General features: G+C 46.5%; 17 protein-coding genes. 15 read left to right on the top strand and 2 right to left on the bottom strand.

What is annotated here, in order from left to right:
• Positions 1-30: 30 nt before the first annotated feature.
• On the bottom strand, positions 31-837 hold the full coding sequence (locus tag AR442_RS12430) for a mechanosensitive ion channel family protein (RefSeq protein WP_014417616.1): 807 nt from the start codon (positions 835-837) through the stop codon (positions 31-33).
• A gap of 287 nt (positions 838-1124) precedes the next feature.
• Between AR442_RS12430 and AR442_RS12425 the strand changes: the two genes are divergently transcribed.
• Positions 1125-1583: a TlpA disulfide reductase family protein gene (locus AR442_RS12425; protein WP_014417617.1), complete on the top strand. Its 459-nt coding sequence runs from the start codon at positions 1125-1127 to the stop codon at positions 1581-1583.
• 451 nt (positions 1584-2034) lie between these two features.
• The gene (rok, locus tag AR442_RS12420) at positions 2035-2631 is read left to right on the top strand and encodes a transcriptional regulator Rok (RefSeq protein WP_014417618.1); all 597 of its coding nucleotides are present in this window, start codon (positions 2035-2037) and stop codon (positions 2629-2631) included.
• Between the two features lie 20 nt (positions 2632-2651).
• Here the strand turns inward: rok and AR442_RS12415 are convergent, their stop codons facing one another.
• Positions 2652-3644: a coiled-coil domain-containing protein gene (locus AR442_RS12415; protein WP_014417619.1), complete on the bottom strand. Its 993-nt coding sequence runs from the start codon at positions 3642-3644 to the stop codon at positions 2652-2654.
• Positions 3645-3789: 145 nt separating this feature from the next.
• Here AR442_RS12415 and AR442_RS12410 point away from each other — a divergent pair, with 145 nt between their 5' ends.
• From AR442_RS12410 to AR442_RS12350, 13 genes are all read left to right on the top strand, one after another.
• Positions 3790-4392 carry a molybdenum cofactor guanylyltransferase gene (locus AR442_RS12410; RefSeq protein ID WP_014417620.1) on the top strand — a complete coding sequence of 201 codons (603 nt, stop codon included), beginning with the start codon at positions 3790-3792 and terminating at the stop codon, positions 4390-4392.
• Between the two features lie 51 nt (positions 4393-4443).
• The gene (locus tag AR442_RS12405; RefSeq protein ID WP_007611113.1) at positions 4444-5463 is read left to right on the top strand and encodes a molybdopterin-synthase adenylyltransferase MoeB; all 1020 of its coding nucleotides are present in this window, start codon (positions 4444-4446) and stop codon (positions 5461-5463) included.
• A 17-nt stretch (positions 5464-5480) separates the two neighbouring features.
• Positions 5481-6773, top strand: coding sequence for a molybdopterin molybdotransferase MoeA (locus AR442_RS12400; RefSeq protein WP_014417621.1), 1293 nt, complete (start codon positions 5481-5483; stop codon positions 6771-6773).
• A complete protein-coding gene (mobB, locus tag AR442_RS12395) occupies positions 6734-7255 on the top strand; it encodes a molybdopterin-guanine dinucleotide biosynthesis protein B (RefSeq protein ID WP_032863763.1) in 522 nt (173 codons plus the stop codon). The genes AR442_RS12400 and mobB overlap by 40 nt, the downstream gene beginning before the upstream one ends.
• A complete protein-coding gene (locus AR442_RS12390) occupies positions 7256-7726 on the top strand; it encodes a molybdenum cofactor biosynthesis protein MoaE (protein ID WP_007611116.1) in 471 nt (156 codons plus the stop codon).
• Positions 7723-7956, top strand: coding sequence for a molybdopterin converting factor subunit 1 (gene moaD, locus AR442_RS12385; RefSeq protein ID WP_014417623.1), 234 nt, complete (start codon positions 7723-7725; stop codon positions 7954-7956). Before AR442_RS12390 ends, moaD begins: the two co-directional genes overlap by 4 nt.
• Positions 7957-8279: 323 nt before the next feature.
• Positions 8280-8978: a YknW family membrane protein gene (gene yknW, locus AR442_RS12380; RefSeq protein ID WP_014417624.1), complete on the top strand. Its 699-nt coding sequence runs from the start codon at positions 8280-8282 to the stop codon at positions 8976-8978.
• Between the two features lies 1 nt (position 8979).
• On the top strand, positions 8980-10116 hold the full coding sequence (locus AR442_RS12375) for an efflux RND transporter periplasmic adaptor subunit (RefSeq protein ID WP_012117453.1): 1137 nt from the start codon (positions 8980-8982) through the stop codon (positions 10114-10116).
• A complete protein-coding gene (locus AR442_RS12370) occupies positions 10117-10809 on the top strand; it encodes an ABC transporter ATP-binding protein (protein WP_014417625.1) in 693 nt (230 codons plus the stop codon). It begins immediately after the preceding gene.
• Positions 10806-11999 carry an ABC transporter permease gene (locus tag AR442_RS12365; protein WP_014417626.1) on the top strand — a complete coding sequence of 398 codons (1194 nt, stop codon included), beginning with the start codon at positions 10806-10808 and terminating at the stop codon, positions 11997-11999. Before AR442_RS12370 ends, AR442_RS12365 begins: the two co-directional genes overlap by 4 nt.
• A 281-nt stretch (positions 12000-12280) precedes the next feature.
• Positions 12281-13036, top strand: a complete 756-nt coding sequence (locus AR442_RS12360) for a DeoR/GlpR family DNA-binding transcription regulator (protein ID WP_014417627.1) — start codon at positions 12281-12283, stop codon at positions 13034-13036.
• Positions 13033-13944 carry a 1-phosphofructokinase gene (pfkB, locus tag AR442_RS12355; protein WP_014417628.1) on the top strand — a complete coding sequence of 304 codons (912 nt, stop codon included), beginning with the start codon at positions 13033-13035 and terminating at the stop codon, positions 13942-13944. The genes AR442_RS12360 and pfkB overlap by 4 nt, the downstream gene beginning before the upstream one ends.
• Positions 13945-13958: 14 nt before the next feature.
• Positions 13959-15863: a PTS fructose transporter subunit IIABC gene (locus tag AR442_RS12350; protein ID WP_014417629.1), complete on the top strand. Its 1905-nt coding sequence runs from the start codon at positions 13959-13961 to the stop codon at positions 15861-15863.
• The last annotated feature ends 50 nt before the right edge of the window (positions 15864-15913 follow it).

The following is a 15913-nucleotide window of genomic DNA, read 5'->3' as shown; positions in this document are numbered from 1 at the left end:
GAAAAAACCGAAGCTTACGCTTCGGTTTTTCTATTCGGCGGAAGCGGCGTTTTTAAAACGGTCGAGCGCGATTTTCATTTCTCTCCGCAGTACGCGTTCAACCCGCCATTGCTCCATATTTTCTGTTTTGGCAATGATTCTGAGCACCATTTCTGACGAGCTTAAATCCTGAACCCCGATGACGTCCGGCCCTTCCTTAATCTGCGGGAGCTCAGCGGCTGCTTTGTCACACGCGGTTTGCAGGATTTGAATGGTTTCATCAAGATTTTCTTCAAGCGGCACTTTAATATCGACAAGCGCCTGCATCGTTCCGCGGGAATGGTTGCTCACATTCGTAATGCCCCGGTTGGGAAGATAGTGAAGCGTGCCGTCAAAGCTCCGGATTTGCGTCGTACGGAGACCGACCTGCTCGACAATGCCGCTGTAGCCGGCAACCGTAATATAATCACCGACGTCGATCTGTTTTTCCAAAAGGATAAAAAATCCGGTGACGATGTCACTGACAAGCCCCTGAGCCCCGAAGCCGACTGCGAGACCGACCACGCCGGCGCCGGCAATGAGAGCGCTCGGATTGTAGTGAAATAAATCCAAAATCATTACGATAAAAACGAAAATCAGGATGTATCCATATACATTAAGCGCGAGGCTTCGCAAAGTATAAGCGCGGCCTGTAGAGAGGTTGTTTTGTTGCTCGAATTTCTGAAACAGATGCTTGATCAGCTTTTTTCCTGCCGTCCGGAAAATAAAGTACGCTAAAATAATGAGAGCCAGCTTTATGATGAAAATCCCGGCAGATGTGAGAAGCCCGGCCCAATCAAAGTGTTTTAAATCAATCATAGTGATGTCTTCCTTTCAAGTCTATTGCGGAAAAAGCTAAAAGTGATATACCCGTTTTTAAAATAAAATAAACCTTTTAATAGAAATCAGTTATTTCATTTATGATTTGTTCATATTGCCCGGTTTCAATATCATCATTTTTGTGAAGATATGAACTAAGGAATCGCCACACTCATTTTAACATGGTGATTCAGCCAAATCATATCCTTTGGAGGGAAAACAGGAGAACGTTGCCCGGCGGACTGAAAGCCCCGGCAAAAAACCTTTTTCGTAAGGAGGGAAATAAGATGAAATTACGTCAGCAAATGCCTGAATTGACAGGCGCTAAAGCATGGATTAACAGAGAAGTCTCGAAGGAACAGCTGGTCGGCGGAAAGCCGGCACTGATTCACTTCTGGTCCGCCAGCTGCCGCATGTGTAAAGAAGCGATGCCTGAGGTGAACGGGTTTCGTGATAAATATAAAGATCAGCTGAATGTGGTGGCCGTTCACATGCCCCGTTCCGAAGATGATCTTGATCTTGAGAAAATCAAGAAAACAGCGGCTGAACATGATATCTCTCAGCCGATTTACGTCGACAGCGATCATACGCTGACTGAAGCATTTGAAAATGAATATGTGCCGGCTTATTACGTTTTTGATAAAAGCGGACAGCTCCGCCATTTTCAAGCGGGAGGAAGCGGGATGAAAATGCTTGAAAAACGCGTCAGCCGAGTACTTTCAGAAACGGAGCAGGCTTCTGAGTAATCGGGACAATCTCCGCCGGACTATTGTCTCGGTTCCGCAAGACCTTTGCCGTTTAGGTAACAGGGTTTTTTTGTGCCTATTGGATAAAAAATTCCAATATGACATGTGTGGCTTAAAAAATAAGAGAAACAGCCGTAAACACGCTGTACCGCTTGTTTTATCCATATCATTATCTTTTACATATTATAGTCGAAAATTGTAGATATCACGCTAATTTTCATTAAAGAAGTAATTTCAAGTTATATTTTGAAATGGTTGAATAAATTGGAACTTTGTCCAGAATCCCCTATATGATAAGGATTTTTGTATATAAAGTACCATTTTCAGAAAATAAGCAATTTTTCATAGAGTAAATAAAATAGTAAAATGATAAAATAATAGTTGATAAAATTACTTTTGTAATCTAATATCTTAATAAAAGCGTTTAAATTTTTGACAGGGGGTTTTACACATGTTTAATGAAAGAGAAGCGCTGCGCTTACGTTTAGAACAATTGAACGAAGCAGAGGTAAAAGTCATTCGTGAATATCAAATAGAACGTGATAAAATATATGCAAAACTGAGAGAATTAGACAATACAGGCAGCCTGTCCGATACAAAAAAAGAGTTTCGTCCGGAGAAAAAAAGTGACTCTCTCCCGGTGCTTGCAGAGCTTGCGGCACAGGAAATGAGAAGCTATCAAAAGCCGCAGACACAGACTCAATCCTCCCAGCCGCAGATGCAGTCTATTACGTCTCTTCCCGCCGGCATTCCGGACGGTTCTACAAGAAGAAGAAGAGGGACGGCGAGACCGGGATCAAAAGCGGCAAAACTGCGCGAAGCAGCGATTAAAACGTTGAAACGCCACAATGCAGCGATCAAAAGTTCCGAACTGCAAAAGGAAATTGAAAAGGAAAGCGGCCTTGAAATTCCTAATATGACAACATTTATGCAAAGCTTAATTAAAATGTATCCGGAAGTGAAAAAACCATACCGCGGCCAATATATTCTTGAGGGAGAAATTTCTCAGGAAACAGCAGAAACGGCAAATGATACGGCTGCTGAATAAAACAGTAAAAACTGCTTGCGTTACTCAAGCAGTTTTTTTGCGTTTTCCCGCTTATTCTGCGGAAGTGACGCATCTTTTCCCGGCTTTTTTTCAAGCTTGACGACATATTTTTGGAAAGGCTTTTCGCCGTCAGCACGTTCTTTCAACGCATCCAGTTTTTCATCAAACGACTGATCGCGGGACTCTGATTGTACAAATTGTTTTTGCAGGGAGATGACTTGTTCGGTAACGGCTTTAAGCAAGTCTTCTGCCTGAACAGTCTCTTTGGAAACAGAAGGGATTTCCAGAGCTTGTTCCGCCGGTTCCGCCGTGCGGCTGTCAATATCAGCAAAATGGCCGGCAATCCAAGCATCACTTTCGTCCAGCTGCCGTTTATACGAAAGAATGGTTTCTTGAAATAACTTTTCTTTCGTTTTTTCTATTTCTACAAGCCGTTCTTTTGTTTCTAGTATTCGATCTCTCATATGATTAATTTCTATTTTAATATGTTTGAGCTGGTATTCTTTTTCTATCATTTGTGTTTGGAGCCGGGTATTTTCGTCTGCAGCGGCATGATAACGCTGTTTCATATCTTCGTGAGAAGTCCGTTCAGTTTGAATGGCGGTCTCAAGTGAGCGGATGCGGGTATGTAAGTTTTTATTTTCTTCTTCAAATTTTACATTTGTAAGATGCAGACGGTGCTTTTCTTCCATCTCATTCTTCCGCCGAAACGTTTCCTGCTGAAGCAGTTCTTGCAGAATGACGATTTTATCGAGCAGCCCGGCTCTGATTTCCTGCAAAGAACGTTCCGTGTCACTTGTCTGTTTGTGTTTTTGAGCCATGGCTTCCAATTCGTCAGAAAGCTTGTGAAGCCGCTCTTTAATATTGGCGTTTTCCTCTTGAAGCTTATTATTTTTCTGATGGAAGTAGCTTGCTTCAAATTCTGAAATTAATTTTCTGCATCTGGAAAGTTCGGATTTCAAGTAAAGGTTCTCTTGAGAAGTGTCGTGGAAAAACGGACCGGATATTTTCATAAGAACCATCTCCCTCATGATGTTAACACTACAATATGGGAAAGGAACAACGGCTATTCCTCTTATTTAAACAGACAAGCACCGTAATATTGTATTTCGGCTGAGGCGTTTGCTATGCTTTTATATAGAATGGGAGAGAGATGACATGAAACGGGTGAATGTAATATTAGCGGGGGGAGCTTCCCGAAGATTCGGAGAACCGAAAGCTTTTGCAAAGTGGAAGGGCGGCATGTTTTATGAACAGGCGAAAAAAGCCTTCGGCGGCGGAGAAACGGTAATTATCAGCCGCCCTGAGCATATAAAAAAGTTCTTATCAAACAGGGAGCGGCATGTTTTTGCCGATGAGCCGCGGTTTCGGGGAATGGGCCCGCTGGCCGGCATATATACGGCAATGAAACAAACGGAAGGCGAAACATACACGGTCATATCCTGTGACACGCCGCTCGTGACAAGAAAGACGATGGCTGCGCTTGAAATGAAGCTGACCGGAAATCTGGACGCTGTCATACCGGTTTGTGAAAACAGAGAGCATCCCCTCTTGGCGGTTTACCATAAACGGGTGCAGGATGTGCTTTTTGATCAGCTGACACAAAACAAACTGAAAATGACAGACACGCTGAAACGGCTGTCTGTCTGTTATGTGCAGGCTGAAGACATCGGCGCCGGGCCGGAGGAGTTCGCTAATATCAACACACGGGACGATTACACCAGACTTTTGGCGCATGTCGAGTCTTCAAATCAGGACTGATCGGGAAGAAACATGGTATGATGGAAATAAAAATGCAAGGGGACAACACAGATGGAAGAGCGCTATTCGCGGCAGACAAGATTTAAGCCGATAGGGGAAAAAGGGCAGCAGGCGCTGGCTGACAGCAGTGTCCTGATTGTCGGAGCCGGAGCCCTCGGAACAGCCGCGGCAGAGGGCTTGGCAAGAGCCGGAGCGGGCCGTATGGCGATTATTGACCGGGATTATGTGGAATGGAGCAATTTACAAAGACAGCAGCTGTATACAGAAGAAGACGCGAGACAGCGCCTGCCGAAAGCAATGGCGGCCAAGGCGCGTCTTTTGGCGGTAAACAGTGATATACATATCGATGCTTACGCGGCGGAAGGTACGGCGGAAACGCTCGAACCGCTGATCGAACAAGCGGATTGCATCGTGGATGCGACAGATAATTTTGAAACGAGAATGGTCATCAATGATCTGGCGCTGAAAACGAAAACACCTTGGATTTACGGTGCCTGTGTCAGCAGTCAGGGAATGTGCATGACGATTATTCCGGGGGTTACGCCGTGTTTATCCTGCCTGTTTGAGCAAATGCCCGTGGGCGGAGCGACATGTGATACAGCAGGTATCATACCTCCGGCGGTTCATATCGTCTCCGCTTATCAGCAGGCTGAGGCGCTGAAATTGCTGACAGGAAATCATGCAGCGGTAAATCGGCGCTTTTTCACGTTTGACGTGTGGAATAACACCAATATGAGCATAAATGTGGATCAGATCAAACGGGATCATTGCCCTTCCTGCGGCGCGGAGCCCGTATATCCGTATCTGCAGCCTGAAAACAGGCCGAAAGCAAGCGTGCTGTGCGGAAGAGACACCGTTCAAATCAGATCGGAAGCCTTAAAGAGGCTGGATAAAGAAGAGCTTGTCAAACGCCTGAAGCAGATCGGTAAAGTGGAAGCAAATGAATTTCTGCTGCACATGGCGTATGAGCGCTTCAGAATCGTTATTTTTCAGGACGGACGGGCTTTGATTCACGGTACAAACGATATAAAAGAAGCAAATTCAGTTCTGGCCAGAGTGATCGGACTGTAGGAAGGGGAGATATTGCTATGCTTGAAAAAAGAACGCCGATTCAGGTGGACGAAGCAGTCCGCCGGGTGAGCCGGTATAAAAAACAGGGGGATACCGAATGGGTGGCGCTTGAGGACAGTCTCCACCGCTATTTGGCGGAGGATGTTAAGGCGGATCATGATGTGCCGGCCTTTAACCGTTCCCCGTATGACGGGTTTGCCATCAGGGCGAGCGATTCAAAAACGGCTTCCCGTGACAATGCCGTCACCTTTGAAGTCATTGACCATATCGGAGCCGGCGCCGTGTCAGAAAAAGAACTCGGGCCTTATGAAGCGGTCCGCATTATGACGGGGGCGCAGATTCCAAAAGGCGCGGATGCCGTAGTGATGCTTGAACTGACAAAAACGTTTTCTGAAAACGGGACGAATTACATGTCAGTGAAACGCCCTTTTCATGCGGGTGATAATATTTCATATCAAGGAGAAGATGCGAAAAAGGGCAGCTCGCTATTAAAAAAAGGGACGAAAATCACGCCGGGCGTAACCGCTCTTTTAGCAACCTTCGGCTATGCTTCCGTTCCCGTGGTCAGAAAGCCGGTTGTCGGCATTATCGCAACGGGAACCGAGCTTCTTCATGTCAGCGATCCGCTTGAGCCGGGGAAAATCCGCAACAGCAACGCTGCCATGGTGTATGCCCAGGTCATTGAAGCGGGCGCGGTACCGCTGAACTTAGGGAAAATTTCCGATGATTTTGATGACAGCTATGCTGCGGTGAAGGAAGCTATGAAAAAAGTTGATTTTCTGATCACGACCGGCGGCGTGTCAGTCGGCGATTTTGATTTTCTTCCAGACATTTATAATAAGCTCGGAGCGGAAGTTCTTTTTAACAAAGTGGCAATGCGCCCGGGGAGCGTGACAACTGTCGCCCGGGCCGATGACATGCTGCTGTTCGGCCTTTCAGGCAATCCGTCCGCATGTTATGTCGGATTCACCCTGTTTGTCAAACCGATGATTCAGACGTGGCTTCTGAATGAAAAACCTCATTCCGGATGGGCGGAAGCCGTGTTAACAAACGACTTTCCGAAACCGAATCCGTTTACGAGATTTGTGAGAGCATTTGTTTATCATAAGGACGGAAAGATGATGGCGTCACCGGTCGGTCTCGACAAATCAAGCTCAGTCACATCTCTAGCCGAAGCAAACGCGTTTATCCTTCTGCCGGGAGGAACGAGGGGGTATGAAGCGGGACGGACGGTTCACGTGCTCCTCATCCGTGATGAGAATGGAAGTGAATGGCCGTGGTCAATTCTTTCCCGATCGTCCAGATCGTAGGTTTTCAAAACAGCGGTAAAACAACGTTTATTGAACGTGTGCTGAAAGCGGCGCCGAAAGAGTGCGATATTGGATGTTTAAAACATCACGGACATGGCGGAGAACCGGAACCTTTTTCTGACGGAAAAGACTCGGAGCGTTTTTCAAAAGCCGGAGCCGCGGTTACGGCAGTAGAAGGGGACGGCGTCCTGCAGCTTACGGCGCGAAAAAAATGGGATCTGGCGGGTTTGATCAGTCTGTATGAATGTCTGGGAATTGACGGTCTTCTTATAGAGGGATTTAAACATGCGCCGCATCCGAAAATCATTATGATCAAAGACAGCGAAGATTGGCAAAAGCTGAAGCATTTGGAGCGCGTGATCGCGGTTATCAGCAGAAATACGGAGCATATGCCGGCAGATGCAGGCATGCCCGTATTCCATGCGGACGATCCGGCTGCCATTATGTTTGTGCTTTCGCAGCTGAAAGGGGAATCAGCATAAATGGAACGTTTTCAAATTACAAGGGAACCTATCATTGCGGAAAATATCGTAAAAAAAGTTGAAAAGCGTGAAGCCGGCGCCATCACAACGTTTATCGGCACGGTCAGAGAGTGGACTGCCGGGCGGCGGACGGTGCGGCTCGAATATGAAGCGTATGAACCGATGGCTGTTCAAATGCTTTCTCAAATCGGCGATGAAATCAGTGCGAAATGGGAAGGAGCCGAAGCTGCAATCACTCACCGTGTCGGCGTCCTTGATATCGGAGAAGCAGCGGTCGTAATCGCCGTGTCTTCACCGCACAGAAAGGCGGCATATGAGGCGAATGAATATGCAATTGAACGGATAAAACAGATTGTGCCGATATGGAAAAAAGAAATCTGGGAAGACGGCGAAGAATGGATAGGCGATCAGCTGGAAACAACGCCCTATCCGAACGGAAAACCGGATTTGGATAAAGGGGAATCGCGATGATTAAAGTATTATTGTTTGCCGGGCTTGCGGAGCAGGCGGGAACACCGGTCATTGAACTTGAAGAAAAAGAGACGGCGGCGTCTGCTGTAAAAACACTGTTAAAGGAACGGTACGGACTTCAGACGATTGACAATGCCATGATCGCAATCAATGAAACATATGTAAAAGACAACAGCATCGTAACAGAAGGTGATACCATTGCCTTTATCCCTCCTGTAAGCGGAGGGTGAAAAAAGAGCCGGATGAGCATCATTGCCATCCGGCTTTTTTGTATATAGGAGCTGAATTCCAGAGAATATCTAAATGGGATTTAAAGGAATTTGTGATTGAGACGGTTTTGATTAGATGAATAGGCTGAAGACAGTGCCTTCACAAGGCTTTGAGCCTCCCGTCATACCGGTCTGACAATACTTTTTTTTACATAATTATGGAACGTAAAGCTGAGAATTTGTGTTACAATTTAGCATAAATACGCAAACGGCAAAAAAATTGAAACTTCTCTCAGCCTAAAGCGTACGTATAAACAGAATAATACATAGGAGGCATCAGCAATATGGAACCAAACCTGGAAAAAAGCAATACGGCAGTAACGGAAAAGCCGTCAATTTTCGGCGTCATTACAAGTCCTGTTGTGCAGTTTAAAAGATTAAAAGAAAAGCCGGTCATCGGCATTCCTCTCCTGATTGTCATCATTCTCATCGCGGCCGGCAGTATTTTGCGCGGACTGGGGATGAATTATGAAGAAGTGCTGAACAGCACATCTCTTGACGGATTGTCGGATGATCAGATTGAAATGACCAAAACCATTGCTAAATTCGGCTCGATGTTCGGAGGAATCTTCGGGGGCATTATCGCTCTGTTTATCGTTCCGCTCATTTACTGGCTGTGCGTCAAAATTTCAGGCGGCGTGACAACTTATAAAAAAATGCTCTCACTCAGCCTGTTCACGGCATTTATTACCAATATCGGCTTAGTCATTAACGGTCTTGTCACTTATTTTACCGGAGCGGGCTCCCTGCACGCCGTTACATCTTTGGCGAGTATCATACCGGCCGGAGACGGCGTTGCGGTCTTTTTAAGCGCGTTCGACATTTTCAGCATCTGGAGCTATATTCTGCTCGCTTTGGGACTTCGCTATACAGGCGGCATTTCGAAAAAAGCGGCCTGGACTTCCGCGATTGTCCTGTTTGTTATTATGCTTTTGGTTTCGGCAGTCGGAGGACTGTTAAGTTCAGTGACAGCAGGTGTATAACATGAAAAAAATTTGGATCGGAATCGGCATCGCCGTAATTGTTGCAGTATTCATCGGTATCAATATTTATAAGTCTGCCGCTCCCGCGGGCGGCAGCGCCGGGAAAAAAATCGAAACCGGAACCATGGAAAACAGAGAAATCTCCTCTACGGTTATGGTTCCGGGAACACTTAAATTCTCTAAAGAACAGTATGTTTTTTATGAAGCGGATAAAGGAACTCTTGATAAAGTGAAAGTAAAAGAAGGCGACAAAGTAAAAAAAGGGTCGTCGTTAGTCACGTATACAAATGAGCAGCTCAATCTTGATAAAGAACAAAATGAGTTGACAGAACAATCAAAACGGATGCAAATCGAACAAGTTGAAGAAAAACTCAGAGCATTAAACAGCAAGGAACAAGATCTGGCAAAACAAGTTGGAGAAGCGGAAGCCAAAAAACAAATTGAATCCGAACGGACTGATCTGCAGCTTCAGCAAAAAACGGCGGAAATCGAATTAAAGCAATCTGATTTGCAAAAGCAGTCTCTTGAAAATCAAGTGGCGAATCTCAATGTTAAGAGTGAGATGGACGGGACGGTAATCTCGGTAAATCAAGAAGCGGCTTCTAAAAAATCGGATATTCAAGAACCGGTTATACATATAGGAGACCCGGAACACCTGATCGTTGCCGGCAATTTGTCCGAATACGACACGCTGAAAGTGAAAAAGGGACAAAGCGTTACGATTACCTCAGACGCCATTCCAGGTAAAACGTGGAAAGGGAGAGTGGCGGCTGTCGGACTCGTTCCTGATCAAAAGTCAAGCGCTGCTTCGGGGGAAAGCACGGAACAGGCTGTGCAGTATCCGTTTCAGGTTAAGCTGATCGGAAACCTTCCGGAGGGCAAGCCGGGGTTTAAATTAATTATGAACATTGAAACCGACAAACGGAAAGCCGATACGCTGCCGTCCTCCGCGGTCAAAAAAGACGGAGATGAGCACTGGGTCTTTACGGTAAAAGACGGGAAGGCCAAACGCGTGAAAGTTAAAGTCGGCGATACCGCAAATCAGCTTACGGAGATAAAAGAGGGGCTTTCAAAGGATGATAAAGTCATTCTGAATCCGGCTGACGGTTTGACTGACGGAACGGATGTGAAAGCATAGATGATTCAGCTTTCAAAGGTGAAAAAAAGCTATCAGATCGGCAAGGAGACGTTTGATGTTCTCCGTTCAATCGACCTGACGATTGAAGAAGGAGAATATGTGTCAATTATGGGACCGTCGGGATCGGGGAAATCTACGATCATGAATATCATCGGCTGTCTGGACAGACCGACGTCCGGCAGTTACAGGCTTGCGGGCGAAGATGTTTCTTCATGCACCGAAAAAGAGCTTGCGGCGGTCCGGAACAAATCAATCGGATTTGTCTTTCAGCAATTTCAGCTGCTGCCGCGATTGAATGCAAGAAAAAATGTCGAACTCCCCATGATCTACGCCGGTATCGGCAAAAAAGAGCGTGAGGAACGGGCTGAGCATGCGCTGGAAAAAGTCGGTTTGGCGGATCGGATGCGTCACATGCCGAATGAGCTGTCAGGCGGCCAGAAGCAGCGTGTCGCGATTGCAAGAGCCATCGTGAACGAACCGAAGCTCATTTTAGCTGATGAACCGACCGGCGCGCTGGATACGAAAACAAGCATTTCCATTATGGAGCAGTTCACAGAGCTTAATGCAGAGGGCGTGACCGTGGTGCTTGTGACTCATGAGCCTGAAGTGGCGGACTGTACAAACAGAGTGGTTTTCGTCCGTGACGGCATGATCGTTTCCCGCGATGCTGAGCAGAGGAGAGTGGGGGAATGAGCCTGTTAGAAAATCTCCGGATGGCCCTCAGTTCCGTAAGAGCTCACAAGCTGAGATCGATCCTGACAATGCTCGGAATCATTATCGGCGTCGGTTCAGTAATCGTGGTTGTGGCTGTCGGCCAGGGCGGAGAGCAAATGCTGAAGCAATCCATCAGCGGGCCGGGCAATACGATTGAATTGTTTTACCTTCCGAGTGATGAAGAATTAACAGCCAATCCGAACGCCTTACAGGAAGCGAGTTTTACAGAAGAAGATATTAATGGATTAAAAGGAGTGGACGGCGTAAAGCAGGTTGTCGCTTCCGCGGTAAAATCCATGACGGCCCGTTACCATGAAGAAGACACGGATATTACGCTGAACGGCATTAACAGCGGCTACATGGACGTAAAAAAGCTGGACGTTCAAGATGGACGGACATTTACGGACAATGATTTTCTTTCCGGGAAAAGAGCGGGAATCATCTCGAAAAAAATGGCTGAAAAGCTGTTCGGGAAAACGTCTCCGCTCGGAAAAATCGTCTGGGCCGGCGGACAGCCCGTTGAAGTAATCGGCGTACTGAAAGAAGAGAGCGGTTTTTTATCGTTAGGACTCAGTGAAATGTATGTGCCGTTCAACATGCTGAAAACGTCTTTCGGTACTAACGACTACAGTAACGTTTCCGTTCAGACGGAGTCCGCTGATCAAATCAAAACAACAGGAAAAGAAGCGGCCCGTCTCTTAAATGACAATCACGGTACAAAAGAGGCCTATCAAGTCATGAATATGGAAGAAATCGCGGCGGGAATCGGTCAGGTCACGACCGTCATGACGACGATCATCGGTTCGATCGCCGGTATTTCTCTCATTGTCGGCGGGATCGGGGTCATGAATATTATGCTCGTATCAGTGACGGAACGGACAAGAGAAATCGGCATCCGCAAATCGCTCGGTGCCACGAGAGGACAGATTCTGACACAATTCTTAATTGAATCTGTTGTGCTTACATTAATCGGCGGCTTAATCGGAATCGGTCTCGGCTACGGGGGAGCATCACTCGTTTCTCTTATCGCAGGCTGGCCGTCGCTCGTTTCCTGGCAGGTGGTTTGTATCGGCGTACTGTTCAGTATGCTGATCGGTGTCATTTTCGGCATGCTGCCCGCCAACAAAGCATCACGCTTAGATCCGATTGAAGCATTAAGGTATGAATAACCTGCGCCCCATGCAGTCTGCATGGGGTTTTTTGTGTTTTAATGATTGAATGAATATAATAGACTTTTTTCATTTATGATAAAAAGAAAATGTCATACAATTGTCCCCCTTTTTGTCGAATTTACAGTTTACAAACCCTATGTACATACGTTAATATGAACAAATGTGAAAGATTTTGATAGTTATTGAATGAATTTGAGTGATTTTAGTTGCTTGAAGTAAAAAAAGCGTTTACAATTATCTTGCAGCCGAAATGAATACGTTTTCAAAGGAGGCGGAATATGCTCACTCCTGAAAGGTATCAGCTGATTATGGATCAGATTGAAAAGCGAGATGTGGTGAAGATTCAAGAGCTGATAAGCATGACAAACGCTTCTGAATCAACGATCAGAAGAGATTTATCAACACTTGAAGAGCGCGGGTTTTTAAAGCGCGTTCACGGCGGGGCGTCTAAACTTTCCAACAGCAGGCAAGAACCCGATATGCTTGAAAAATCCTCCAAAAACCTTCAAGATAAACTGAAGATCGCAGAAGAAGCGGCATCTTTATTAGAAGAAGGTGACTGTATTTACCTCGATGCGGGAACAACTACATTGCACATGATTGATTTTATAGATCATACAAAGGACATTGTGGTTGTCACAAACGGAGTTATGCATATCGACGCTTTAATAAGGAAAGGGATTCCTTTTTATCTTCTCGGAGGATATGTGAAGCATAGAACAGGTGCGATGATCGGCGGCGCCTCATTAACGGCGGTCAGCCAGTACCGTTTTGACAAAAGCTTTCTCGGGGTGAACGGCGTGCACATTGAAGCCGGCTTTACAACACCCGATCCGGATGAGGCTCTTCTGAAGACAAAGGCTGTGAGACAGGCGAAAAATGCGTATGTTTTAGCCGATCCTTCTAAATTCGGCGAGATTTCTTTCGCAGCGTTCGCCGCCTTGGGCGATGCCGCTATCATTACCACTGAAGCTGAAGAACTTGCATTCGATAATTACCAAGAAAAAACTGTCGTAAAGGTAGTGAAACCATGATTTACACTGTAACCCTCAATCCGTCTGTTGACTATATCGTTCACGTTGAAGATTTTGCCGTAGGCGGTTTAAACCGTTCCAGCTATGACACGAAGTATCCCGGCGGAAAAGGCATCAACGTTTCGAGATTACTGAAAAGACACCATGTGCCGTCAAAAGCATTGGGGTTTGTCGGCGGATTTACCGGAAATTATATCACGTCATTTTTGCAGCAGGAAGGTCTGGAAACGGCTTTTTCTGAGGTAGATGAAGACACGCGTATAAATGTAAAACTGAAAACGGGCGATGAAACGGAAATTAACGGACAGGGCCCGACGATTTCAGATGAAGTGTTCAATGCCTTTTTAGAACAGTTCTCCGCTCTGGAAGAGGGAGACATCATCGTTTTAGCGGGAAGCATTCCTTCTTCCCTGCCGCATAACACGTATGAAAAAATTGCTGAGGCATGCAGAAAGCAGAATGCCCGGGTAGTGGTGGACATCTCCGGTGAAGCGCTGATGAAAGCGACAGAAATGAAACCGTTTTTGATGAAGCCGAATCATCATGAGCTTGGGGAAATGTTCAATACGGTCATTGATTCAGCCGAAGCTGCCGTTCCTTACGGTAAAAAATTAATTGAACAAGGCGCTGAACACGCGATTGTTTCGATGGCTGGCGACGGTGCGCTTTTATTTACGAAAGAGGCGGTTTTCCTCGCCAATGTTCCTAAAGGAAAGCTTGTCAATTCGGTAGGCGCGGGTGATTCCGTCGTCGCGGGATTCCTTGCGGGAATTTCAAAACAGCTGCCTTTGGAAGATGCGTTCCGTTTAGGAGTTGCTTCCGGAAGCGCGACGGCATTTTCTGAAGAACTCGGAACTGAAGAGTTTGTACAGCAGCTTCTTCCTGAAGTTAAAGTCACACGTCTATAGAGGAGGAAAGAAAAGTGAAGATAACTGAGCTGTTAACAAGAGATACAATTCATCTCAATATAGAAAGCAAAGAGAAAGAAAACGTTATCGATGAAATGGTGACAGTGCTTGACAAAGCCGGCAGATTAAATGACAGAGAGGCTTACAAAGCAGCCATTTTAAATCGTGAAAGCCAAAGCTCGACGGGAATCGGCGAAGGCATTGCCATTCCTCATGCGAAGACGGCGAGCGTCATTAACCCGGCCATCGCATTCGGCCGTTCAAAAGATGGTGTGGATTATGAATCATTAGACGGTCAGCCGGCACACCTGGTCTTTATGATTGCGGCAACCGAAGGAGCGAATAATACGCACCTTGAGGCATTATCAAGACTTTCAACGCTTCTTATGCGTGAGGAAATCCGCAAACAGCTTCTTGAAGCTGAATCAGAAGACGCGATCATTGACATCATCAATCAGCATGACAAAGATGACGATGAGGAAGAAGAAGAGCAGGAAGAACAGGCAGCGCCGTCAGGAAAAGGCAAAATCCTTGCCGTTACGGCATGTCCGACAGGTATCGCCCATACGTTCATGGCAGCTGACGCACTGAAGGAAAAAGCGAAAGAGCTCGGCGTTGACATTAAAGTCGAGACAAACGGCTCAAGCGGTATCAAACATAAGCTGACGGCTCAAGAAATTGAAGACGCGCCTGCGATCATCGTGGCGGCTGATAAACAGGTTGAAATGGAGCGCTTTAAAGGCAAACATGTTCTTCAAGTACCTGTAACAGCTGGTATCAGACGTCCTCAGGAACTGATTGAAAAAGCCGTTAACCAAGATGCGCCGATTTACGAGGGCAGCGGCGGCGGATCTTCCGCTTCAAATGAAGACGGCCCGAAACAGAAATCAGGCACAAGTATCGGAAGCACTTTCTATAAACACTTAATGAGCGGTGTCAGCAACATGCTGCCATTTGTCGTCGGTGGCGGAATTCTCGTTGCGATCTCATTCTTCTGGGGAATTCATTCAGCTGATCCGAAAGACCCGACATACAACACGTTTGCCGCAGCGCTGAACTTTATCGGCAGCGATAATGCGTTAAAACTGATCGTTGCCGTTCTTGCCGGATTCATCGCAATGAGTATTGCGGACCGTCCGGGATTTGCGCCGGGTATGGTCGGCGGATTTATGGCTACGCAGGCGAATGCCGGATTCTTGGGCGGACTGATTGCCGGATTCTTAGCCGGTTATGTCGTAATCCTGCTGAAAAAGCTGTTTGTCTTTATCCCTCAATCTCTTGACGGATTAAAACCTGTATTGATTTATCCGCTGCTCGGTATTTTTATCACAGGAGTTCTGATGCAATTTGTCATTAACACACCTGTAGCAGCGTTCATGAATTTCTTAACAAATTGGCTTGAAAGCCTTGGAACTGGAAACCTTGTTTTAATGGGGATTATTTTAGGCGGTATGATGGCTATCGACATGGGCGGCCCGCTCAATAAAGCGGCGTTCACTTTCGGAATTGCGATGATCGATGCCGGAAACTATGCGCCGCATGCGGCCATCATGGCGGGCGGAATGGCTCCGCCGCTTGGAATCGCACTGGCGACAACATTCTTTAAACACAAATTCTCTAAACGTGACCGTGAAGCCGGTATTACGTGCTACTTCATGGGAGCAGCTTTCGTTACAGAAGGCGCCATCCCGTTTGCAGCGGCTGATCCGCTTCGCGTCATCCCTGCAGCCGTTGTCGGTTCTGCGGTAGCTGGCGGGTTGACAGAGTTTTTCCGTGTAACGCTTCCTGCACCGCACGGAGGAATATTCGTTGCATTCATTACGAACCATCCGCTGCTTTATTTAATGAGCATCGTGATCGGAGCGATTGTAACGGCTGTTATCTTGGGAATCGTCAAAAAACCGGTTGTAGAGAAATAAGCAAAAAGCGTCCTTTACGGGCGCTTTTTTCAATCATGTACGCATAGAAG

This window comes from Bacillus velezensis (genome assembly GCF_001461825.1).
GTDB lineage: Bacteria > Bacillota > Bacilli > Bacillales > Bacillaceae > Bacillus > Bacillus velezensis.
The sequence above is the reverse complement of the archived record's forward strand: the minus strand, read 5'-3'. Positions and strand labels throughout refer to the sequence as shown.

Coding starts and splice junctions, on each gene's coding strand:
- AR442_RS12430 (WP_014417616.1), bottom strand. CDS start 837: ATGATTGATTTAAAACACTTTGATTGGGCCGGGCTTCTCACATCTGCC.
- AR442_RS12425 (WP_014417617.1), top strand. CDS start 1,125: ATGAAATTACGTCAGCAAATGCCTGAATTGACAGGCGCTAAAGCATGG.
- rok (WP_014417618.1), top strand. CDS start 2,035: ATGTTTAATGAAAGAGAAGCGCTGCGCTTACGTTTAGAACAATTGAAC.
- AR442_RS12415 (WP_014417619.1), bottom strand. CDS start 3,644: ATGAAAATATCCGGTCCGTTTTTCCACGACACTTCTCAAGAGAACCTT.
- AR442_RS12410 (WP_014417620.1), top strand. CDS start 3,790: ATGAAACGGGTGAATGTAATATTAGCGGGGGGAGCTTCCCGAAGATTC.
- AR442_RS12405 (WP_007611113.1), top strand. CDS start 4,444: ATGGAAGAGCGCTATTCGCGGCAGACAAGATTTAAGCCGATAGGGGAA.
- AR442_RS12400 (WP_014417621.1), top strand. CDS start 5,481: ATGCTTGAAAAAAGAACGCCGATTCAGGTGGACGAAGCAGTCCGCCGG.
- mobB (WP_032863763.1), top strand. CDS start 6,734: ATGGCCGTGGTCAATTCTTTCCCGATCGTCCAGATCGTAGGTTTTCAA.
- AR442_RS12390 (WP_007611116.1), top strand. CDS start 7,256: ATGGAACGTTTTCAAATTACAAGGGAACCTATCATTGCGGAAAATATC.
- moaD (WP_014417623.1), top strand. CDS start 7,723: ATGATTAAAGTATTATTGTTTGCCGGGCTTGCGGAGCAGGCGGGAACA.
- yknW (WP_014417624.1), top strand. CDS start 8,280: ATGGAACCAAACCTGGAAAAAAGCAATACGGCAGTAACGGAAAAGCCG.
- AR442_RS12375 (WP_012117453.1), top strand. CDS start 8,980: ATGAAAAAAATTTGGATCGGAATCGGCATCGCCGTAATTGTTGCAGTA.
- AR442_RS12370 (WP_014417625.1), top strand. CDS start 10,117: ATGATTCAGCTTTCAAAGGTGAAAAAAAGCTATCAGATCGGCAAGGAG.
- AR442_RS12365 (WP_014417626.1), top strand. CDS start 10,806: ATGAGCCTGTTAGAAAATCTCCGGATGGCCCTCAGTTCCGTAAGAGCT.
- AR442_RS12360 (WP_014417627.1), top strand. CDS start 12,281: ATGCTCACTCCTGAAAGGTATCAGCTGATTATGGATCAGATTGAAAAG.
- pfkB (WP_014417628.1), top strand. CDS start 13,033: ATGATTTACACTGTAACCCTCAATCCGTCTGTTGACTATATCGTTCAC.